Source organism: Variovorax jilinensis, from assembly GCF_030316885.1.
Lineage (GTDB): Bacteria > Pseudomonadota > Gammaproteobacteria > Burkholderiales > Burkholderiaceae_C > Variovorax > Variovorax jilinensis.
The window spans coordinates 711,219-732,068 of sequence record NZ_JASZYQ010000002.1; the positions used below are offsets into that span (position 1 = coordinate 711,219).

At 69.5% G+C, this 20,850-nt stretch carries 21 protein-coding genes; 7 read left to right on the forward strand and 14 right to left on the reverse strand.

The window, feature by feature from the left end:
• Nucleotides 1–7: 7 nt before the first annotated feature.
• The 4 genes from QTH87_RS10490 to QTH87_RS10505 are packed head-to-tail and all read right to left on the reverse strand — an operon-like array spanning nt 8 to nt 3,165.
• Entirely contained in the window at nt 8–499 is a 492-nt protein-coding gene (locus QTH87_RS10490) for a dihydrofolate reductase (RefSeq protein WP_286608847.1), read from the reverse strand.
• A gap of 4 nt (nt 500–503) precedes the next feature.
• The gene (locus QTH87_RS10495; RefSeq protein WP_286608848.1) at nt 504–1,334 is read right to left on the reverse strand and encodes a thymidylate synthase; all 831 of its coding nucleotides are present in this window, start codon (nt 1,332–1,334) and stop codon (nt 504–506) included.
• On the reverse strand, nt 1,331–2,764 hold the full coding sequence (locus tag QTH87_RS10500) for an FAD-binding oxidoreductase (protein WP_286608849.1): 1,434 nt from the start codon (nt 2,762–2,764) through the stop codon (nt 1,331–1,333). The genes QTH87_RS10495 and QTH87_RS10500 overlap by 4 nt, the downstream gene beginning before the upstream one ends.
• On the reverse strand, nt 2,761–3,165 hold the full coding sequence (locus QTH87_RS10505; RefSeq protein WP_286608850.1) for a DUF2069 domain-containing protein: 405 nt from the start codon (nt 3,163–3,165) through the stop codon (nt 2,761–2,763). The genes QTH87_RS10500 and QTH87_RS10505 overlap by 4 nt, the downstream gene beginning before the upstream one ends.
• Nucleotides 3,166–3,225: 60 nt before the next feature.
• On the opposite strand from QTH87_RS10505, the gene QTH87_RS10510 reads away from it, so the two are divergent.
• From QTH87_RS10510 to QTH87_RS10520, 3 genes are read left to right on the forward strand one after another with little or no spacing between them, the layout of a single operon-like run.
• Entirely contained in the window at nt 3,226–4,443 is a 1,218-nt protein-coding gene (locus tag QTH87_RS10510) for a YihY family inner membrane protein (RefSeq protein ID WP_286608851.1), read from the forward strand.
• Between the two features lie 22 nt (nt 4,444–4,465).
• Nucleotides 4,466–4,864 carry a thioredoxin family protein gene (locus QTH87_RS10515; RefSeq protein ID WP_286608852.1) on the forward strand — a complete coding sequence of 133 codons (399 nt, stop codon included), beginning with the start codon at nt 4,466–4,468 and terminating at the stop codon, nt 4,862–4,864.
• Between the two features lie 28 nt (nt 4,865–4,892).
• Nucleotides 4,893–5,558: an NAD-dependent epimerase/dehydratase family protein gene (locus QTH87_RS10520; protein ID WP_286608853.1), complete on the forward strand. Its 666-nt coding sequence runs from the start codon at nt 4,893–4,895 to the stop codon at nt 5,556–5,558.
• A 12-nt stretch (nt 5,559–5,570) separates the two neighbouring features.
• Here the strand turns inward: QTH87_RS10520 and QTH87_RS10525 are convergent, their stop codons facing one another.
• A complete protein-coding gene (locus QTH87_RS10525; protein ID WP_286608854.1) occupies nt 5,571–6,374 on the reverse strand; it encodes an alpha/beta fold hydrolase in 804 nt (267 codons plus the stop codon).
• Nucleotides 6,374–7,684: an O-acetylhomoserine aminocarboxypropyltransferase gene (locus QTH87_RS10530; protein WP_286608855.1), complete on the reverse strand. Its 1,311-nt coding sequence runs from the start codon at nt 7,682–7,684 to the stop codon at nt 6,374–6,376. Before QTH87_RS10530 ends, QTH87_RS10525 begins: the two co-directional genes overlap by 1 nt.
• Nucleotides 7,685–7,820: 136 nt before the next feature.
• On the opposite strand from QTH87_RS10530, the gene QTH87_RS10535 reads away from it, so the two are divergent.
• The gene (locus QTH87_RS10535) at nt 7,821–8,276 is read left to right on the forward strand and encodes a CBS domain-containing protein (RefSeq protein ID WP_286608856.1); all 456 of its coding nucleotides are present in this window, start codon (nt 7,821–7,823) and stop codon (nt 8,274–8,276) included.
• Nucleotides 8,277–8,309: 33 nt separating this feature from the next.
• Here QTH87_RS10535 and QTH87_RS10540 read toward each other — a convergent pair whose 3' ends face one another.
• Entirely contained in the window at nt 8,310–9,527 is a 1,218-nt protein-coding gene (locus tag QTH87_RS10540) for a polyhydroxyalkanoate depolymerase (protein ID WP_286608857.1), read from the reverse strand.
• Nucleotides 9,528–9,642: 115 nt separating this feature from the next.
• On the opposite strand from QTH87_RS10540, the gene QTH87_RS10545 reads away from it, so the two are divergent.
• A complete protein-coding gene (locus tag QTH87_RS10545; protein ID WP_286608858.1) occupies nt 9,643–10,299 on the forward strand; it encodes a glutathione S-transferase in 657 nt (218 codons plus the stop codon).
• Between the two features lie 17 nt (nt 10,300–10,316).
• On the opposite strand, the gene QTH87_RS10550 is transcribed toward QTH87_RS10545, so the two are convergent.
• Nucleotides 10,317–10,676, reverse strand: a complete 360-nt coding sequence (locus tag QTH87_RS10550; protein ID WP_286608859.1) for a DOPA 4,5-dioxygenase family protein — start codon at nt 10,674–10,676, stop codon at nt 10,317–10,319.
• 144 nt (nt 10,677–10,820) lie between these two features.
• Between QTH87_RS10550 and QTH87_RS10555 the strand changes: the two genes are divergently transcribed.
• Entirely contained in the window at nt 10,821–11,909 is a 1,089-nt protein-coding gene (locus tag QTH87_RS10555) for a PA0069 family radical SAM protein (protein ID WP_286608860.1), read from the forward strand.
• Here the strand turns inward: QTH87_RS10555 and QTH87_RS10560 are convergent.
• Genes QTH87_RS10560 through QTH87_RS10570 form a run of 3 tightly spaced genes read right to left on the reverse strand, consistent with a single transcriptional unit; the run spans nt 11,860 to nt 17,796 of the window.
• Nucleotides 11,860–13,362, reverse strand: coding sequence for an efflux transporter outer membrane subunit (locus QTH87_RS10560; protein WP_286608861.1), 1,503 nt, complete (start codon nt 13,360–13,362; stop codon nt 11,860–11,862). The genes QTH87_RS10555 and QTH87_RS10560 overlap by 50 nt on opposite strands.
• A complete protein-coding gene (locus tag QTH87_RS10565; protein WP_286608862.1) occupies nt 13,359–14,576 on the reverse strand; it encodes an efflux RND transporter periplasmic adaptor subunit in 1,218 nt (405 codons plus the stop codon). The genes QTH87_RS10560 and QTH87_RS10565 overlap by 4 nt, the downstream gene beginning before the upstream one ends.
• Before the next feature lie 4 nt (nt 14,577–14,580).
• Nucleotides 14,581–17,796 (reverse strand): efflux RND transporter permease subunit, encoded by a 3,216-nt coding sequence (locus QTH87_RS10570; RefSeq protein ID WP_286608863.1) that lies wholly within the window; start codon nt 17,794–17,796, stop codon nt 14,581–14,583.
• 63 nt (nt 17,797–17,859) lie between these two features.
• On the opposite strand from QTH87_RS10570, the gene QTH87_RS10575 reads away from it, so the two are divergent.
• Nucleotides 17,860–18,381, forward strand: a complete 522-nt coding sequence (locus QTH87_RS10575) for a gluconokinase (RefSeq protein WP_286608864.1) — start codon at nt 17,860–17,862, stop codon at nt 18,379–18,381.
• A 13-nt stretch (nt 18,382–18,394) separates the two neighbouring features.
• Here QTH87_RS10575 and QTH87_RS10580 read toward each other — a convergent pair whose 3' ends face one another.
• Genes QTH87_RS10580 through QTH87_RS10590 form a run of 3 tightly spaced genes read right to left on the reverse strand, consistent with a single transcriptional unit; the run spans nt 18,395 to nt 20,795 of the window.
• Nucleotides 18,395–19,006: a 3'-5' exonuclease gene (locus tag QTH87_RS10580; RefSeq protein ID WP_286608865.1), complete on the reverse strand. Its 612-nt coding sequence runs from the start codon at nt 19,004–19,006 to the stop codon at nt 18,395–18,397.
• A complete protein-coding gene (gene fghA, locus QTH87_RS10585; RefSeq protein WP_286608866.1) occupies nt 19,003–19,878 on the reverse strand; it encodes an S-formylglutathione hydrolase in 876 nt (291 codons plus the stop codon). Before fghA ends, QTH87_RS10580 begins: the two co-directional genes overlap by 4 nt.
• Nucleotides 19,875–20,795, reverse strand: a complete 921-nt coding sequence (locus QTH87_RS10590; protein ID WP_286608867.1) for an alpha/beta fold hydrolase — start codon at nt 20,793–20,795, stop codon at nt 19,875–19,877. Before QTH87_RS10590 ends, fghA begins: the two co-directional genes overlap by 4 nt.
• Nucleotides 20,796–20,850: the final 55 nt, after the last annotated feature.

A 20,850-nucleotide genomic window follows, 5' to 3' on the forward strand; every position in this document is an offset into this window, starting at 1 on the left:
CGCTCGCTCAGTTGCGCTCGAGCGTGACGAAGCTGAACGGCAGGCCGTTCTGCGCCACGTGCGGGTCGCGCGCGGTCTCGCGCCATGCGGGGCCGAACACCGGCGCCTGGGCGTCGCCCTCGAAATCGCGCGCGATCTCGGTCACGATCGCGCGCTGTGCGATCGGCTCGGCCTCTGCGTAGATCTGGCCGCCGCCCATCACCCAGCACTCGGCGGCGCCGGCGTCGCGGCACAGGGCGATGGCGGCCTGGAGACTCGCGGCGCGCTCGGCGCCCTCCGCCTGCCAGCCGGCATTGCGCGTGATCACGATGTTGCGGCGCCCTGGCAGCGGCCGGAAGCGCGGCGGGATCGAATCCCAGGTCTTGCGCCCCATGACCACCGGCGCGCCCATCGTGCGGGCCTTGAAGTGGGCCATGTCCTCGGGCAGCTGCCAGGGCATGCGGCCCTCGAGGCCGATCACGCCGTTCGAGGCCCGCGCGAGGATCAGGTTGATGCGCATTGCGTCAGACCGCCACGGGCGCCTTGATCGGCGGATGCGGGTCGTAGCCCTCGACCTCGAAGTCCTCGTACTGGTAGTCGAAGATCGATGCCGGCCGGCGCTTGATGACCAGCGTCGGGTAGGGCCTCGGCGCGCGGCTCAGCTGCAGCGCGACCTGCTCGGCGTGGTTGCTGTAGATATGGCAGTCGCCGCCGGTCCAGATGAAGTCGCCGACATCGAGGTCGCACTGCTGCGCCACCATGTGCGTGAGCAGCGCATAGCTCGCGATGTTGAACGGCACGCCGAGGAAGATGTCGGCGCTGCGCTGGTAGAGCTGGCAGCTGAGCTTGCCGCGCCCGCCTGGCGCCTGCGGCGGTGCGACATAGAACTGGAAGAAGGCATGGCAGGGCATCAGTGCCATCTTCGACAGCTCGGCCACGTTCCAGGCGCTCACGATGATGCGGCGCGAATCGGGGTTGCTGCGCAGCGTGTCGATCACCTGCCCGATCTGGTCGATGTGGCCGCCATCGGGGGTCGGCCAGCTGCGCCACTGCACGCCGTACACCGGCCCGAGGTCGCCGTCTTCGCGCGCCCACTCGTCCCAGATCGTGACGCCGCGCTCCTTGAGCCAGTTGTTGTCGCTGGAGCCGGTCAGGAACCAAAGCAGTTCCTGGATGATGGAGCGCAGGTGCACCTTCTTGGTCGTCACCAGCGGGAATCCTTCGTTCAGGTCGAAGCGCATCTGGTAGCCGAACACGCTCTTGGTGCCGGTGCCGGTGCGGTCGCCCTTCTGCACGCCGGTGCGGTCGACGTGGCGCATGAAGTCTTCGTATTGGGAGCGGATGGGGCGGTTCATGGTTGAGTCTTCTCCAGTCGGATCACCCGACCCGGATTCAGGATGTTCTGCGGATCGAGCCCGCGCTTGATGGCGCGCATCATCCCGAGCGCGACCGGCGACTTGTGCTTCTCGAGCTTGTCGACCTTGAGCGAGCCGACGCCGTGTTCGGCCGAGAACGAGCCGTCGAATGCTTCCACCGTGTCGTAGACCAGCGTGTTGATGCGGTCCTCGTGCTCTCGCAGGAAGGCCTGGCTGTCGCCACCCTCCGGGGCCTGCACGTTGTAGTGCAGGTTGCCGTCGCCGAGATGGCCGAAGTTCACGAGGCGCACGCCCGGCACCTCGCGCTCGAGCAGGGCATCGGCGGCGGCCACGAAGGCCGGAATGCGCGACACCGCGATCGAGATGTCGTGCTTGATGTTGAGCCCTTCCTCAGCCTGCGCGAGCGGGATGCTCTCGCGGATGTGCCAGAGCTGGTGCGCCTGCGTGAGGTTCTCGGCCACCACGGCGTCGCTCACGCAGCCGGCCTCGAAGGCGGTCTCGAGCAGTGCCTCGAAGCGCGCGCGGGCGTGGTCCTCGGATTCGTTGTCGGAATTCTCGAGCAGCACGCACCAGGGCACGGCCGCATCGTCGATGAAGGGCACGCGCAACTGCGGGAAGTGCCTGGCCACCAGGCCGAGCGCGAACCTGCCCATGACCTCGAAGCCGGTCAGGCCGGCACCGAGCCGCTGGTGCGCGAGTCCCAGCAGCGTGACCGCATGCTCGAGCGAGGGCACCGCAGCCCATGCGGTGAGCTGCGCGGCCGGCAGCGGGTAGAGCTTCATGGTGGCCGCCGTGATGACGCCCAGCGTGCCTTCGCTGCCGATCAGCAGGTCGCGCAGGTCGTAGCCGGTGTTGTCCTTGCGCAGGCCGCTGGTGCCTTCCCAGACCTCGCCCTGCGGCGTCACGACCTCGAGCCCGAGGCAGAGGTCGCGCGTGTTGCCGTAGCGCACCACCTGCGTGCCGCCGGCGTTGGTCGCGAGGTTGCCGCCGATGGTGCAGCTGCCCTCGGCCGCCAGGCTCAGCGGGAACAGGAAGCCGGCCTCGCGCGCGGCTTCCTGCAGCGTCTGCAGCACGCAGCCGGCCTCGACCGTCATCGTGAGGTTGGCGGCGTCGATGCTGCGGATCGCGTTCATGCGCTGCAGGCTCAGCAGCACCTGGGTGCCGCTCTCGTCGGGGATCGAGCCGACCGCGAGGCCGGTGTTGCCGCCCTGCGGCACGATGGAGGTGCCGGCTGCCGCGCAGGCCTGGACCACCTCCGCGACCTGCCGCGTGTCGCCCGGCCGCACCACGGCCAGCGCCTTGCCGCGCGAACGGCGGCGCCAGTCCTGCTCCCAGGCGCCCAGGTCGCCCTCGGTGAGGACGTTCGCCTCGCCCACGATGGCGCGCAGCCGATCCAACAGAACGCTCATGGCGTCGCTCCTTCGAGTGTGCGTGCGGTCGCCGCATTGCGCAGCCGCAGCCGCACGTGCAGGGCACAGGCCGTGAAGAGCGCCAGGCAGAGCAGCACCTGGATCAGCGCCAGCAGCCGGCCCGTTCCAGAGGTGTCGCTCCAGGCGCGCACCACGCCTTCGGTGAAATAGAGCCAGACCAGCAGGCTGACCCAGCGGTAGGTGTACATGCGGTTCTTCAGCAGGCCCGCCAGCGGCAGCACCAGCGGCAGCACCTTGAGCGCCAGCCAGGAACCGCCCGGACGCAGCGGTGCCAGCCACAGCTCCCAGGCCAGGCCGAGCACGATCAGCCCCACCAGGCTGCCGACGGCAAGCCAGCGGGTGGCGGAAACGGAGGCGGAGACGGGAAGGGGCGCGGTCACGGCAGGGCAGGCGGGCTGGGGCGGGCGGGCTGCGCCGGAGCGGCGAAAAGACCCGGTGGCATGATACCGGCCATGAATCGCCGGCAACTCTGGAGGGATCTTTCGCACTTTCCCTGGGGCAATACCGCCGCGGTGCTCCGGGAACGCTTCCGCGAGGATCGCCTGGGCCTCACGGCCAGCAGCCTGACCTTCACCACCACCATCGCGCTGGTGCCCTTCTTCACCGTGGCGGCCGCGCTGTTCACCGTGTTCCCGATGTTCAGCAAGATGCAGGGCCGGGTGCAGCGCTGGCTGATCGACAGCCTGATCCCCGACAACATCGCGCGCCAGGTGCTCGGCTACCTGAACCAGTTCGCGAGCAAGGCCAGCGGGCTCGGCGTGGCCGGCCTGATCGTGCTGCTGGTGACGGCCGTGGCGCTGATCCTCACGATGGACAAGACGCTCAACAACATCTGGCGCGTGCGCAAGCCGCGGCCGCTGGCGCAGCGGGTGCTCATCTACTGGGCCGCGATCACGCTCGGCCCGCTGGTGCTGGCGCTGAGCCTGAGCACCACGGCGTCCTTCTTCTCGGCCTCGCGCGACCTGGTCGGCAGCGCCATCGTCAAGTTCCTCTTCGACAGCTTCGAGTTCCTGCTGCTGGCAGGCGGTGTCGCATCGCTCTACCGCTTCGTGCCCAACACGCACGTGAAGTGGTCGCATGCGCTGGCCGGTGGCGTCTTCGTCGCGGCGGCGATCGAGGTCGCCAAGCGCGTGCTGGCGTACTACCTGAGCTTCGTGCCCACCTATTCGGTGCTCTACGGTGCCTTCGCGACCGTGCCGATCCTGCTGGTCTGGATCTACGTGGCCTGGTTGATCGTGCTGTTCGGCGCGGTCATCGCGGCCTACCTGCCGAGCCTGCTGACCGGCGTGGCGCGCCGCGGCGGCGCGGCCGGCTGGCCGCTGCAGCTGGCGGCCGAGGCACTGCAGCAGCTGCACGCCGCGCGCTCGACGCCGGCCGGCGGCCTCGGCGCGGCGGAACTGGTGGCGCGGCTGCGGGTCGACGCGCTGCAGCTGGCGCCGGTGCTCGAGACGCTGGTGGCGCTCGACTGGATCGCGCCGCTGGCCGAGGAGCGCGCCAACGACGATCCGCGCTACGTGCTGCTGGCCGAGCCGGCCGCCACCGCGCTGGCGCCGCTGCTGCGCGAGCTGCTCATGCCTCAGACGCCGCCGCTGCAGGCCCTGTGGCGCGACGGGCCGCTCGAGGCGCTCACGCTGCAGGATCTGCTGGCGACTCGATAATGGCGCCGATCCTCCGTTCGACATGCCCCGACCCGCCGTGACCGATTTTTCCACCAGCAGCAGTGCCAGCGTCGCCGACGACCGCCTCTGGGTCGCCTGCCTGTGCGCCGAATGGTGCGGCGCCTGCCGCGAGTACCGCCCGCTGTTCGAGCAGGTGGCGCGCGCGCATCCGCAGCTGCGCTTCGCCTGGGTCGACATCGAGGACCACGCCGAGATCGCGGACGACTTCGACGTCGAGACCTTCCCCACACTGCTGATCGCGGGCGCGGACGGCACCCGCTTCCTGGGCCCCCTGCTGCCGCATGCCGAGACCCTGTCGCGACTGCTCGATGCGCTGCAGCCCGCACAGCCCTCGGCGCCCGAGGTGGCGACCCTGCTCGCGTCGCTGGCGCGCGAGCCGCAGACCTTCACGGTCGGCTGATCCACTCCCACCACCGAAAGCCCGACCGATGAGAATCCTGATCTTCGGCGCCACGGGCATGGTGGGGCAGGGCGTGCTGCGCGAATGCCTGCTCGACGGCGACGTCACCCGCGTGCTGTGCGTGGGCCGGCAGCCCTGCGGCCAGACCCACCCGAAGCTGCGCGACCTGGTGCTGCCGGACCTGGCCGACCTGTCGGCCGTGCGCGACCAGCTCGCGGATTTCGATGCCTGCTTCTTCTGCCTGGGCGTGTCCTCGGTCGGCATGAAGGAAGAGGACTATCGGCGCGTCACCTACGACCTCACGCTCGCGATCGCGGGCACGCTGGCGCCGCTGAGTCCGCAGATGACCTTCGTCTACGTGACCGGTGCCGGCACCGACAGCAGCGAGCGCGGCGCCAGCATGTGGGCGCGGGTCAAGGGTGCGACCGAGAACGCGCTGATGCGCCTGCCTTTCCGCGCCGCCTACATGTTCCGGCCCGGCATGATCCAGCCGATGCACGCGGTGCGCTCGAAGACCGGGCTCTACCGATTGGCCTACGTCGTGGCGGCGCCGATCTTCGGCCTCATGCACCGGATCGCGCCGGACCGCATCACGACCAGCGAGCGGGTCGGCCGCGCCATGCTGGCCGTGGCCAAGCACGGCGCTCCGTCGCCATTGGTGGAGATGGCCGACATCAACGCGCTGGGCCGATAGGGCCCGTACGCCTCAGGCGAGGAAGTCGCGCAGCGCGAACAGCACGGCGTCGGGTGCCTCGGCCATGAGGTCGTGGCCGGCCTCGACAGTCACCACCTTGCCATCCCTGGCCTTCTGCGTCAGCGTGCGCGCGGCGCGCGGCTGCGTCATCTGGTCCGATTCGCCGAGCAGGAACAGCACCGGGCACTGGAGCTGCGCGAGCGCCTGCTCGCCGTTCGCGTAGTCGTTGCAGGCCTTGAAGCCGATGTGGAACACGTTGGCGTCGCGGTTGCTTGCGAGCACGCGGCGCATCAGCGCCCGCGAGCTGCCGTAGAGCCAGGTACCCGGGCCCAGCGTGGAGGGCGGCGGCGCGAGCATCGAGTGCGAGAAGGTGTTGACCATCGCGATCGCGCGCTGCGGATCGTTGAGCGCGGCGTCGAGCAGCGCGGGCGAGACGGTCATCGGGTAGGCGGTGCCGACCATCGCGAGCTTCGTCACGCGCTGCGGCGCGCGCGCCGCGGCCTCGAGCGCGATCAGCGAGCCGAAGCTGTGGCCGACCAGCGCGGCGCGCTCGACGCCCACGGCGTCGAGCAGCGCGACCACGAAGTCCGCGGCCTGCTCGACCGTGGCAGGCGGCGGCCCCGCGCTGCGGCAGTGCCCCGGCAGGTCGACCGCGAGCACGTTCCAGCCGTGGTTGGCGAACCAGCGGCTCTGCAGGATCCAGACGCTGTGGTCGTTGAGCACGCCGTGGATGAAGAGCACCGTGGGCTTGGCCGCATCGAGCGGCTTGCCGCCGGTGTAGCAGTAGGTGGCGTGGCCGTTGACGAGGACTTCCATCACGCACCCGCCTTCTCTGCGGCCTTCAGCGCGCGCTTGAGGTCGTCGATCAGGTCGGCCGGGTCCTCGAGTCCGATCGACAGCCGGATCGTGCCCTGCGAGATGCCGGCGCCCGCGAGCGCCTCGTCGGTCATGCGGAAGTGTGTGGTGCTGGCCGGATGGATCACGAGGCTGCGGCAGTCGCCGACGTTGGCCAGGTGGCTGAAGATGCGCAGCGTCTCGATGAACTTCTTGCCCTGCTCGCGGTTGCCCTTGAGGTCGAAGCTGAACACCGCGCCGGCACCCTTGGCGCCGTGGCGCAGCAGCTTGTTGGCCAGCGCATGGCTCGGATGCGACTCGAGCAGCGGATGGCCCACGCGCGAGACGAAGGGATGCGCGGCCAGGAACTCGACCACCTTCTGCGTGTTGTCGATGTGGCGCTCCATGCGCAGCGGCAGCGTCTCGATGCCCTGCAGGATCAGCCAGGCCGTGTGCGGGCTCATCGAGGCGCCGAAGTCGCGCAGCCCCTCGCGGCGCGCGCGCAGCAGGAAGGCGCCGACCGTGCTCTCCTCGCTGAAGACCATGTTGTGGAAGCCGTCGTAGGCCTGGGTCAGTTCGGCGAACTTGCCCGAGCGCTCCCAGTCGAAGCTGCCCGAATCGACCACCACGCCGCCGATCACGGTGCCGTGGCCCGAGAGGAACTTGGTGGCCGAGTGGTAGACCAGGTCGGCGCCCCAGTCGAAGGGCTTGATGAGGTAGGGCGAGGTCAGCGTCGAATCGACCAGCAGTGGCACGCCGGCCGCGTGCGCGATGTCGCTCACCGCCGGGATGTCGAGCACGTCGAGGCCCGGATTGCCGACGGTCTCGCCGAACAGCAGCTTGGTCTCGGGCCGGATCGCGGCGCGCCAGCCGTCGAGGTCGTCGGGCTTGACAAAGGTGGTGGCGATGCCGAAGCGCCGCATCGTGTAGTGCAGCAGGTTCTGCGAGCCTCCGTAGAGCGCGGTGCTCGCGACGATGTGCGAGCCGGCACCCATCAGGGTGGCGACCGACAGGTGCAGCGCGGCCTGGCCGCTCGCGGTCGCGATCGCGCCGATGCCGCCTTCGAGCGCGGCCACGCGCTGCTCGAGCACCGCGTTGGTCGGATTGCTGATGCGCGAATAGACATGGCCCGCGCGTTCGAGGTTGAACAGCGCGGCCGCATGGTCGCTCGATTCGAAGACGAACGAGGTCGTGAGATGGATCGGCACCGCGCGCGCGCCGGTGACGGGGTCGGGGGCAGCGCCGGCATGCAATGCCAGCGTGTCGAAGCCGGGGTCTGAGTAACCGGACATGAGCGCCTTTCGAAGTCGTTTCTGCAATGCTCCGTTACGCGCGCGGCCTCGGCGGCGCGCGCGCAGCGGTGATTCGGGCGGCCATTGTGGGCTATATTCAAAACGGCACGCCGCCGAGCAAGTGAGGAGCATTTCGATGAAGGTCAGCGACATCCTGCGGGTCAAGGGCAGCACGCTCTACACCGTCATGCCAGACGAACCCCTGGCCCATGCAGTCAACATCATGGCCGAGAAGGACATCGGTTCGCTGGTCGTCATGGAGCATGGCGACCTGGTCGGCATGCTGACCTTCCGCGAGGTGATCCTGGCCATCGTCGCCAATGGCGGGCAGGTCGGCGGCACGCAGGTGCGCAAGGCGATGGACGACCATCCCGTGACCTGCACGCTCGAGACCGACCTCGACGAGATCCGCCGCATCATGCTCGAGCGCCACGCGCGCTACATGCCGGTGATGGACAAGCGGATGCTGATGGGCGTGATCAGCTTCTACGACGTCGCCAAGGCCGTGGTGGACAGCCAGAACTTCGAGAACAAGATGCTCAAGGCCTACATCCGCGACTGGCCCGAAGAGCCGACCGACTCGGCGCCCTGACGCCGACGCCTTCCCCGAAGCCCTGCGGGGCGCCTAGTGCAGTTCCTGCGCCGTGTGGATCATCTCCCGCACGCGCGGATAGATCTGCGTGTTCCACTTGCTGCCGCTGAAGACGCCGTAGTGCCCGACGCCGGCCTGCAGGTGGTGGGTCTTGAGGTACGGACGGACGCCAGTGCAGAGATCCTGCGCGGCGACGGTCTGGCCGACCGCGCAGATGTCGTCGCGTTCGCCCTCTACCGTCATCAGCGCGGTTCGGCGAATGGCGGACGGATCGACCTTCCGCGCGCCGACCGTCAGCTCGCCGCGCGGCAGGTCGTAGGTCTGGAAGACGCGCTCCACGGTCTCCAGATAGAACTCCGCCGGCAGGTCGTTGACCGCGAGGTACTCCTCGTAGAAGTTGCGGATCGTGGCGGCCTGCTCGAACTCGCCCTCCACCAGGTGGTGGTAGAGCTTCTTGAACTGTTCCTTGTGGCGCTCGGGGTTCATGCTCATGAACGCGCTGAGCTGCAGGAAGCCCGGGTAGACGCGCCGCATCATGCCCGCGTGCGGCCACGGCACCCGGCTGATGAGGTTGCGCTCGAACCACCTGATGGGCTTGTCGGTCGCGAGCTTGTTGACCGCGGTCGGGTTGATCCGGCAGTCGACCGGGCCGGCCATCAGCGTGAGGCTCAGCGGCGCGGCCGCGTTGTCGTCCTCCGCCATGAGCGAGGTGGCTGCCAGCGCCGCCACGCAGGGCTGGCACACCGCCACCATGTGCGCCCCCGGCCCGATGGCCTCGAGGAAGCTCACGAGCTGCAGCGTGTAGTCGTCGAGGCCGAAGCCGCCGTTCCACAAGGGCACGTCGCGCGCGTTGTGCCAGTCGGTCAGATAGACGTCGTGGTCGCGCAGCAGCGTGCGCACCGTTTCGCGCAGCAGGGTCGCGAAGTGGCCCGACAACGGTGCGGCCAGGAGCACCTTGGGCTGCACCGCCTTGGTGTCCTTGCGAAAGTGCAGCAGGGTGCCGAAGGGTGCGACGAGGGTCACTTCCTCGTGGACTGCGACTTCCTGGCCTTCCGACTGCACGCTCGTGATGCCGTAGTCGGGCCGCGTGTGCGTCAGCCGCATGTGCGCGTAGACGTCGAGCGCCGCCGCGATCCGGCGCGATGCGCTCCGATCGGGCTTGGAATCCCACGCGCCCTTGCCGAGGAACTGGGCTGCAAGCCGGGACGGCGAAAGCAGGTCGGTATTGGTTTGATAGGCCCGGTACAGCATGTAACGGGTACAGGCAAGTTGCGGGCCAAGCGCTGCGCGCGCCGCAGAGATGCACTGTTCTGGCACAGGGCTTGCACACGTGCAGTTGCCGATCCGGCAGCCCAGGAGTGTCAGCATGGCCAAACCAGTCCTCACCATCAGCAGCAAGAACTACGGCGCATGGTCGCTGCGCGGCTGGCTGATGTGCCGCCTTGCCGGCCTGGACTTCAGCGAGAAGATCATTCCGCCCGACGATCCGGCCATGAAGGCCGAGATGCTGCTGCTGTCGTCCTCGATGCTGGTGCCTTCGCTGCAGCACGGCAGCATCAAGGTGTGGGACACGCTGGCGATCGGCGAATACCTCAACGAGATCAAGCCCAAGGCAGGCCTGCTGCCGGCCGATGCCGCGGCGCGTGCGCACTGCCGCGCGATCAGCGGCGAGATGCACTCGGGCTTCAGCGCGATGCGCAGTTCGCTGCCGATGAACGCCAAGGCCAGGTTCCCGAGCTTCAAGATCTGGTCGCGCGCCCAGACCGACATCGACCGCGTGGTCGCGATCTGGCGCGAATGCCTGAAGGCCTACGGCGGGCCCTATCTGTTCGGCAAGCAGCCCTGCCTGGCCGATGCGATGTACGCGCCCGTGGTCACGCGCTTCATCACCTACGACGTCAAGCTCGACGCCGCCTGCACCAGCTACTGCAAGCGGATCATGGAACTGCCCGCCATGCAGGAATGGTTGAAGGCGGCCAAGCAGGAGCCCGACGAGATCGACGAGCTCGACGCCGAGTTCTGAGCCGCGTCGACGAGTGCTCAGCCGGCCGCCGACCGGCCGAACATGCGCAGGTCGAGCGGCCATTCGTTGCCGAGCCACATGGCGTGCGCCGTGTGATCGAGCAGGTCGTCGCCCGTGAGTCCGTGCACGAACACGTCCATCGATCCTCGGCGCGCCTCGAGCCAGGGAATGACGCGGTCGAACGCCGCAGCGTCGAAGGCGAGCTGGCAGCTCCATTGCGGGTGCGGGCCCACGGGGCGCTCGTGCACGCGGCCGACCGCCACCGGAAGTTCGCGCCCGGCCGCTTCGGCCAGCTCGCGCGCGAGGGCCAGCGTGTCCGGGCCGAAGTAGAGGTGGGCGTGGTAGTGGGGGTAGAGGTTCTCGGGTCGGCGCGGCATGGGGTGGAATGCTTGTGGGGCGACAACGGCATCGCCGCCTCGCATCGACACTATCCCAATTCTTGAACGCTGCAACAACCGCTTTCACCGCTCGGTTTGGAATCGTGAAATACTGTTGTTTCATACAGTATCGAGATCGATGTCATGGCCGATGCCTTCATCCCCCTGCACGCCCTCAAGGGCCGCGGCGCGGCCTCGCGGCTGGCGCATCGTTTCGAGCGCGACCAGCGCGCCGCCTTCGACGACGGCTGGGGCACGCTCGAGGAGAGCGAGGCCGAAGCGCTGCCGCCGCTGCAGACCGAGGTGCGCTTCGAGGATGCCAGGTCGGTGCTGGGCGAGAACGACTCGCCCGACATTCCCTTCGACCGTTCGCTCAATCCCTACCGGGGCTGCGAACACGGCTGCATCTACTGCTTCGCGCGGCCCACGCACAGCTATCTCAACCTCTCGCCGGGCCTCGACTTCGAGACCCGGCTGATCGCCAAGCGCAACATCGCCGAGGTGCTGCGCGTCGAACTCGGCCGCCGCAACTACCGGCCGAGCCAGATCGCGATCGGCACCGCCACCGACTGCTACCAGCCGATCGAGCGCGAGCTGCGGCTCACGCGCTCGGTGATCGAGGTGCTGAAGGAGACCCGCCATCCCTTCGCCCTGGTGACCAAGTCGAGCGCGGTCGAGCACGATCTCGACCTGATCGCGCCGATGGCGGCCGACCGGCTCGCCGCGGTCTACGTCACGATCACCACGCTCGACGGCGAGCTCGCGCGCAAGCTCGAGCCGCGCGCCGCGGCGCCGCACCGGCGGCTGCGCACGCTGCGCACCCTGGCCGATGCCGGCGTGCCGGTCGGCGTCAGCGTGGCGCCGCAGATTCCCTTCGTCACCGAGGACATGGAACAGGTCCTCGAGGCGGCCTGGGAGGCCGGGGCGCGCAGCGCCTTCTACACCGTGATCCGCTTGCCCTGGGAGGTCGCGCCGCTGTTCAAGCAGTGGCTCGAACTGCACTATCCGCAGCGCGCCGGCCGCATCATGGCGCGCATCCGCGAGATGCGCGGCGGCCGCGACTACGACGCCGATTTCGCCACGCGGATGAAGGGCAGCGGGCTGTGGGCCGACCTGATCCGCCAGCGCTTCGAGAAGGCGACCCACCGCATCGGCTTCAACCGGGAGCGCATCGCGCTCGACCTCAGCGCGTTCCGACCACCTGGCGCAGCGGGGCAGGGCAGCCTGTTCTAGCGAGCGCGTCGGCGTTGCCGCTGCCGCCGCGCGGCTCGACGCCGCACCAGTCGCCGCCCAGCGCCTTCACGAGAAACACCGAGCCGAGCATGCGCTGGCCCGAGAGCTGCGCCGACTGTCGCTCGATGTTGAGCAGCGCCTGCTGCGCCGTGATGACGTCGAGGTACGTGGTGGCGCCGCCCTCGTAGCGGCTGGCCGACATCTCGAGCACGCGGCGCGCGCTGGCGACCGCGGCCTGCGATTGCGCGGACGCGCTCTCGAGCGCGGCCAGGCTCGTGATGCCGTCCTCGGCCTCCTGCATCGCGGTCAGCACCACGCGGCGGTAGCTCGCGACCGTGGCGTCGTAGCCGGCGCGCGTGAAGTCGACATTGGCCCGGATGCGCCCGCCGTCGAAGATGCTCTGCGTGGCCGAGACACCGATCGACCACAGCACGCTCTGGGCATCGAACAGGGTCGAGAGGCTGCGGCTGTCGACGCCGCCCGTGGGCAGCAGGTTGACGCTCGGATAGAAGGCCGCCGTGGCGACGCCGATCTGCGCATTGGCCGCGGCCATCGCGCGCTCGGCCGCGGCGACGTCGGGCCGGCGTTCGAGCGCATCAGAGGGCACGCCGAGCGGGATCGGCGGCGGCCTGAGCGGCCTGACGTCGGGCGCGAGCGAGAAGTTGGGCGCGGGCGTCCCCGTGAGCGTGGCGATCGCATGCTCGAACAGCGCGCGCTGGCGCTTGAGCAGCGAGACCTGCGTGAGCGTGTTGTCGAGCAGCGCCTGCTGCTGGGCGACGTCGAGGCCCGACACGGCGCCGCCTTCGTGGCGGTCGGTCACGAACTGCAGGGCCCGCTGCTGCAGCTCGATCGAGCGCGACACCACGTCGAGCTCGAGGTCGATGGCCCGCAGGTTGAAGTAGTTCGACGCCAGGTCCGCGGTCAGCAGCAGCCGGGTGTTCTCGAGGTCGGCGGCCGACTGCTCGGCCGAGGCCGTCGCGCCCTCGACGCTGCGCTGCACGCGGCCCGCGAGATCGAGTTCGTAGCTGGCGTTGAGCAGCAGCGCGAAGTCGTTCTGCACGGTCGAATAGTTGCTCGCCGTGTAGTTGGTGAGCGGCCGGTTGGCCGAGATCTTGAGACGCGAGGCGCGGGCGCCGAGCCCCACCTGCGGGTAGAGCGCCGATTCGGCGCCCGCGAGCGTGGCGCGCGCCTGGTTGAGCCGCGCACTCGCGATCGCGAGCGAGGGGTTGCCCGCCAGCGCCTTCAGCTGAAGTGCATCGAGCGTGGGGTCGCCGAACCGCAGCCACCACGGGCCCTTGGCCTCGGCATCGCTGGGCGAGGCCTGGCGCCAGGGCTGCTCGAGTTGCCAGCTCACGGGCACCTCGACCTCGGGCTTGCGGTAGTCGGGCCCGGCCACGCAACCGGCCAGCAGCGCCGCAGCGAGCGCGACCGACGTCACCCTCGCCAGCGTCACGCGGGCTCCTTGGCTGCCGTGACCACGTCGCCGTCGGCCAGCGAGTCGGAGGGGTTGAGCACCAGCCGATCGGTGGCCGAGATGCCGTCGATCACCTCGACCGTCTCGCCGTAGTTGCGCCCGATGCTGATGCCGCGCAGCCGCACCTTGCCGTCGGCATCGACCACCGCCACGCGCGTGCCCTCGGCGCGGAACAGCAGCGCGTTGGCCGGGATCGAGAGCGCAAGGCTCGGCGTCAGCGGCAGTGCGACCTGCACGTAGGCCCCCGGCAGCAGCTTGCCGTCCGGGTTCGGCAGCGCGACCTCGACCTGCATCATGCGGCTGGCGGCATCGATGGCGCCCGAGGTGCGCGCCACCTGGCCCTTGAAGTTCTGGCCGCGCAGTTCCGATTGCGTCACCACCACCGGCTGGCCGGCCTTCACGAGCTGCGCGTAGGCCTGCGGCACGTTGACGTAGACCCGCAGCGGATCGGTCTGCGCGAGCTGGAACAGCGCGCGTCCGCCGTTGCCGGCACCGGCGTCGATCAGGTCGCCGACGTCGACGTTGCGCCGGGTGATGACGCCCGCGAAGGGCGCGAGCACGCGCTTGAAGCCCTCGGTCTGGCGCAGCCGCTGCACGTTCGCATCGGCGGCTGCGAGATTGGCCGAGGCCGCCGCGAGCGCGCCGCGGCGCTCGTCCAGGTCCTGCTGCGAGACCACGTCCTTCTGGCGCAGGCCTTCCCAGCGCGCCACCGTGCTCTTCGCGAGCTCGAGGCCCGAGGCCGCCTGCTGGCGCGCAGCGACGGCCTGCGAAAGCTGCTGGTCGATCTCGGGCGTCTCGATCTCGGCCAGCAGCTCGCCCTTCTCGACGCGGCTGCCGATGTCCTTGGTCCAGCGCTTGAGGTAGCCGCTCGCACGGGCCGAGATCGGCGACTGCGTGAAGCCCTGCAGCGTGCCCGGCAGCGCCAGCGTCTGGCCCGCGCCCGCGGTCTGGGGCAGGGCGGTCTTCACGTACTGGATGGCGCGCTCGGCGGTGCCGGCCTCGAGCGCACGCGCGTTCGCGATCCGGACGTAGATGGTGCGCGCGGCGCCGATGGCGAGCAGCACGAGCACCACCAGCACCGCGATGCGCATGCTGCGAACGATCTGGCGGCGGCGCGGCAGCTCGCCGGCGGCGCCTTCCTCACCGGCGGCGATCGGATGGATCGCGAGGGCCGCGTGGCGTTGCTCGGTCATGGGTTCAGGTCTCCTGGGGCGCGGCCCCGAGCGGTGGCGGCATCCGGGCGGAAGCGGCATCGCGCGCCGCCTTGCGGTGGGCGCGGCGGTTGTGGATCTCGGCGTAGACCGCCGGCACGAAGAAAAGCGTGGACACGGTCGCGAACAGCAGGCCGCCGATCACGGCGCGGCCCAGCGGCGCGTTCTGCTCGGCGCCTTCGCCGAAGCCGAGCGCCATCGGGATCATGCCGATGATCATCGCCAACGCCGTCATCAGCACCGGGCGGATGCGCGTGGCGCCGGCCTCGAGCGCGGCCGACAGCGGCGGAATGCCCGCGGCCAGCCGTTCGCGTGCGAAGGCCACCAGCAGGATGCTGTTGGCGGTCGCCACGCCCATGGTCATGATCGCGCCCGTGAGCGCCGGCACGCTCAGCGTGGTGCCCGTGATGAACAGCATCCAGGCGATGCCGGCCAGCGCCGCGGGCAGGGCCGTGATGATGATCGCGGCGTCGAGCCAGGATTGGAAGGTGACCACGATCAGCAGGTAGACCAGCACGATCGCCATCGCGAGCCCGACGCCGAGGCCGATGAAGGAGCTCTGCATGGTCTGCACCTGGCCGCGCACCGCCACCTGGCTGCCGCGCGGCAGCGACGGGCGCATCTCGTCGACCAGCTTCTGCACCTTCGAGGCGACGCTCGCGAGGTCGGTGCCCTGCACGCTGACGTAGACGTCGATCACGTTCTGGATGTTGTAGCGCGACACCACCGCCGGCTGCCGGCCCTGTTGCGCCTCGACCAGGTTGCCGAGCAGCTGGGGCGGACCGCTCGCGGCGGCGCCAGGCTGGCCGACCGGGATGTTGAGCAGCGAGTCGAGCGAATCGACCGCGTACTGCGGCGACTGCACCGCGATGTTGTAGACCACGCCGTTGGCCGGGTTGAGCCAGAAGGCGGGCTGCGTCTGCGAACTGCCCGACAGTGCGATCAGCACGTTCTGGCCCACGTTGGCCGCCGTCAGGCCGAACTGCTGCAGGCGGCTGCGGTCCATCTGCAGGTTGAGGCCGGGGCCGTCGAGCCGCTGATGCACGTGGGCGTCGACCGCGCCCGGGATCTTGCGGATCTGCTTCACGAGTTCGGCCGCGCGCGCCGCATTGCCGGCCACGTCGTTGCCGCTGAACTGGACGTCGATCGCCGCGGGCAGGCCAAAGTTGAGGATCTGCGTGACGATGTCGGCCGGCTGGAAGAAGAACTCGATGCCCGGGAAGCGCTTGGGCAGCTCGGCGCGCAGCAGCGTGACGAACTCCTCGGTCGGCCGGTGGCCGTCGCGCAGCGACATGAGGATCTCGCCGTCCAGCGTTCCGATGGTGCCGGCGTTGCTGTACGAGAGGTTGATGCCGCTGTTGGGCACGCCGATGTTGTCCAGGATGGTCTCGAGCTGGTCCTTCGGGATCAGCTCGCGGATCGCGGCCTCGACCTCGTCGGCCAGTCGCGCGGTTTCCTCGATGCGGGTGCCCGTGGGTGCGCGCATGTGCAGCCGGATCTGGCCGGCGTCCACGCCGGGGAAGAAGTCGCGCCCGAGCACCGGATACAGCAGGCACGACAGCAGGCAGAAGCCGAGGAACAGGGCGATGAAGCGACCGCGCCGCGCCAGCAGCGCCGACAGCACCAGCGTGTAGGCGCGCCGCACGCGCTCGAAGCGGCGGTCGAAGCTGCGGTAGACGCGCTGCAGCAGGCTCGGACGGGCGTTGGCATCCGCCTGGGCGTGGGCGCCGCCCATCAGCAGCATCACGAGCGTCGGCACCAGCGTGCGCGACAGCAGGTAGGACGCGAGCATCGCGAACACCACCGCCATCGCGAGCGGCACGAACAGGAACTTGGCCACCCCCGAGAGGAAGAACATCGGCACGAACACGATGCAGATGCACAGCGTCGAGACGAAGGCGGCGGCGCCGATCTCGCCGGCGCCGACCAGGATCGCCTCGTTGAGCTCGGTGCCCATGTGCAGGTGGCGCTCGATGTTCTCGATCGTGACGATCGCCTGGTCGACCAGGATGCCGACCGACAGCGCGAGCCCGCCCAGCGTCATGAGATTGAGCGTCTGGCCGAAGGCGTAGAGCGCGAGGATCGAGGCCAGGATCGACAACGGGATCGTGAGCGCGATGATCAGCGTGCTGCGCCAGTTGCCGAGGAACAGCAGCACCATCGCCGCGGTCAGCGCCGCCGCGAGCACCGCCTCGGCCACCACGCTCGTCACCGCGGCCTTGACGAACAGCGACTGGTCGAACAGCGGCGTGACCTTGATGTCCGAGGGCATGCCCTGCGCCGCCACCGGCAGCAGCGCGCGCAGGTTGGAGACGATGTCTAGCGTCGACGCACCGCCGTTTTTGAGCACCGACAGCAGCACGCCGCGCACCCCGTCCTGGCGCACCACGTTGGTCTGCGGCGAGAAGCCGTCGCGCACGTTGGCGACGTCGCGCAGGTAGGTGGTGGCGCCGGCCGTGGTGCGCACGGGCAGGTCGTTCAGGCCTGCCAGCGCCTCGGGCGAACCGTTGAGCCGCACGCTGTACTCGGTGGCGCCCAGCTTGGCCGTGCCGGAGGGCAGGATCAGGTTCTGGGCATTCACGGCATTCACCACGTCGACCGGCGACAGGCCGCGCGCCTGCAGCGCCTGCGTATCGAGATCGACCGAGATCAGCCGGTTCTTGCCGCCGTAGGGAAAGGGCACCGCGACGCCCGGGATCGTGATGAGCTGCGGCCGAAGCTGGTTGATGGCGGCGTCGAACAGCGCGTTCTCGGGCCGGGTCGGGCTCGACAGCGCGAGCTGGATCACCGGAATGCTCGAGGCCGAATACTTGATGACGAGCGGTGGCGTGATGCCGGGCGGCAGCTGCCGCACCTGGGTCTGCATCGAGGCCACGACCTGGGCAATGGCGGTCTCGATGTTGGCGGTCGGCTGGAAGAAGACCTTGATCACGGTCACGCCGGCCAGCGACTGCGACTCGATGTGCTCGATGTCGCTGACCGTGGTGGTCAGGCTGCGCTCGGTCTGGCCGGCGATGCGCTGGCCCATCTCCTGGGCCGGCAGGCCGCCGTAGTTCCAGATGATGCTGATCACCGGAATGTTGATTTCCGGAAAGATGTCGGTCGCCATCCGCATCAGCACGAACGGCGTTGCCAGCACGATCAGCATCGCCATCACGATGAAGGTGTAGGGGCGACGCAGGGCGAGCTGGACCATGGACACTATCTGTTACTTCTGTGCGAAGAGGCCGCCATCATAAGGAGAGATTTCCAGACAATGGAGCGCATGACTGACATTTACGTTCCCAAGGGCGACGGCATTTTTTCCTGGCTGGTCGTGATGGGCGTCTCGGGTTGCGGCAAGTCCAGCCTGGGCGGTGCGCTCTCGGCGGTCCTGGGGCTGCCCCTGATCGAGGGCGACGACTTTCATTCGCCCGACAACGTGAGCAAGATGCGCGCCGGTATCGCGCTCACGGACGACGATCGCGCCGAGTGGCTCGCCTCGTTGGGCCGCGAGCTGGCAGGCCATCGTGGCGGCGCGGTGCTGACCTGCTCGGCGCTCAAGCGCGCCTACCGGGATAGGCTGCGCGCGGCCGTGCCGGAACTGCGCTTCGTCTTCATGGCCCTGACGCGCGAGGAGGCCGAGCGACGCGTCGCGGCCCGGGCCGGCGCCCACATGTTCCCGGCCAGCCTCGTGGCCAACCAGTTCGCGACGCTCGAGCCGCCGACCGGGGAGCCCGGGGTGCTGGAGGTCGATGCCACCGCGCCGCAGGGCGAGCTGGTGGCGCGGGTGCGGGCCTGGCTCTGAGCCGCGCGGGCTCTCAGTCGCCGGCGCTTCCCAGCCCGAGTGCGTCGTACACCCGGATGGCCGCATAGGCGTCGTTGGCCGCATAGCGCAGTTGCGAATCGCTGAGCTGGCGATTGGCCCAGTTCGATGTGGTGGCCTTGCGCGACTTGATGAAGCGGCGGTCGAACACCAGCGCCACCGCGGTCTTCACACCGACCGACTTGCGATAGCCGCGCTGGCGAAACGCGGTGTCGAGGTCGAACACCGCGCCCGGCTCGATGCCGAAGCGCTGGCGGATCAGGCTCAGGTCGCCCGAAAGCCCGAAGCCCACCTTGAGCAGCCGCGTCGATGCCAGCAGCGCCGCCACTGCATCGACCAGCTCGCCACGGTGCGACTGGAACAGCCAGGCTTCGTCGCGGGTCGCGAACTGGATCACGTGCGGGCCGCCGGAGACCTCGTTCTTGGCGAAGGTCGGCTTCGATTCGGTGTCGAAGCCGACCACGCCGCTGGCCAGCAGCGCCTCGGTCGCGGCCTCGGCATCGCGCCGGGTCTGCACCAGGTGGATGTCGCGCAGTTCCAGCCCTTCGAAGGGCTCGAGCAGCGCGATCTGCTCGCGCTCGGGCAGGGGCGGCGGCGCGGCGTTCATCCGGCCGACCGCCCGTCCGCCAGGCACCGGGCATGGTGCGCGAGGTGGTCGGCGACGAAGCTCTGGATGAAGAAGTAGCCGTGGTCGTAGCCGTCGTGGCGGCGCAGCGTGAGCGGCTGGCCGGCGGCGGCACAGGCGGCCTCGAACAGGTGCGGATGCAGTTGCTCGGCCAGGAATTTGTCGGCCAGGCCCTGGTCGACCAGGATGCCCTGCGGATACGGCGCGGCGGACTGCGATTCCATCAGCACCGTGGCGTCGTGCGCGAGCCAGCGGCCGCGGTCGGCGCCCAGGTAGCCGCCGAAGGCCTTCTCGCCCCACGGGCACCGGGTGGGTGCACAGATCGGCGCCAGCGCCGATAGCGACTTGAAGCGTCCGGGATGGCGCAGCGCGAGCGTGAGCGCACCGTGGCCGCCCATCGAATGGCCGAAGATGCCGAGGCGTTCGGCATCGATCGGCAGTTCCTGCGCGAGCAGCGGCAGCAGTTCCCGCACGAGCCAGCTTTCCATGCGCCAGTGTCCGGCCCACGGTGCTTCGGTGGCGTCGAGGTAGAAGCCGGCGCCGATGCCGAAGTCCCAGCTTGCGGCGGCGCCGTCGAGGGCCTCGACCGCCGGGCCGCGCGGGCTGGTGTCGGGCGCGATCAGCGCGAGGCCGAGCTCGGCCGCCAGCCGCTGGGCGCCGGCCTTGACCATGAAGGTTTCCTCGTTGCAGGTCAGGCCGGCGAGGTACAGCAGGGCCGGAACCGGCCCGTGAGACGCCTGCGGCGGCAGGAACACCGAGAAGCGCATCGGCAGGCCGATCTCGCGCGAGTCGTGTTCGTGGAAGCGCAGCGTGCCGCCGAAGCAGCGGTGTTCGGAAAGAGTCTTGAGTGTCATGGAGTCCGTGCGGAAATGAGTTCGAGCACCGCGTCGGCGAACACGCGCGGCACTTCCTGCGGCATGTTGTGGCCGACGCCCGCCACGATGCGGTGCGAGCGCGGGCCCGTGAAGCGGTGCGCATGCGCCGACGCCTGGCTCGGCGGACGCACGCCGTCGTCGGCACCGTCGAAGGTGATCGCCGGCACCGTGATCGGCGGCTGCGCCGCGAGCCGGGCTTCGATGTCGGCATAGGCCGGATCGCCCGGCACCAGCCCGTAGCGATGCCGGTAGGACTGGATCACCACGTCGACGAAGTCCGGATGGTCGAAGGCGGCCGCGCTGCGCGCGAAGGTGGCATCGTCGAAGGCCCAGGTCGGCGACCACAGGCGCCACAGCAGCCGCGTGATGCCGCGCCTGTCGTTGGCGAGGCCCGCGCGGCCGCGCTCGTTGTGAAAGTAGTACTGGTACCAGAGCCGGTGCTCGTTCTCGGCCGTGTCCGGCTGCATCGCCTTCGCGATGTCCTGGATGTTGTAGCTGTTGAACGAGACCAGTCCGGCGCAGCGTTCGGGCCACAGCGCCGCCACCACGCAGGCCGCGCGCCCGCCCCAGTCGTAGCCCGCGAGCACCGCGCGCGGAATCGAGAGCGCGTCGAGCAGCGCGAGCAGGTCGGCGCCGAGCGCGGCCTGCTCGCCCGAACGCGGCGTGGCATCGCTCAAAAAGCGCGTGGCGCCGTAGCCGCGCAGGTAGGGCACGATCACGCGGCAGCCGGCCTCGGCCAGCATCGGCGCCACCTCGACGTAGCTGTGGATGTCGTAGGGAAAGCCGTGCATCAGCAGCACCGGCGGCCCGTCGGCGGGACCGGTTTCGAAGTACGCGACTTCGAGCGCGCCGGCTTCGATCGTTCGCAAGGGCTGCATCGTTTGCTCGGTCTGCATGGTCTGCATGGTCTGAATCAGATGAACCTTCGCACGAGGGTCGGGAGATACCGCG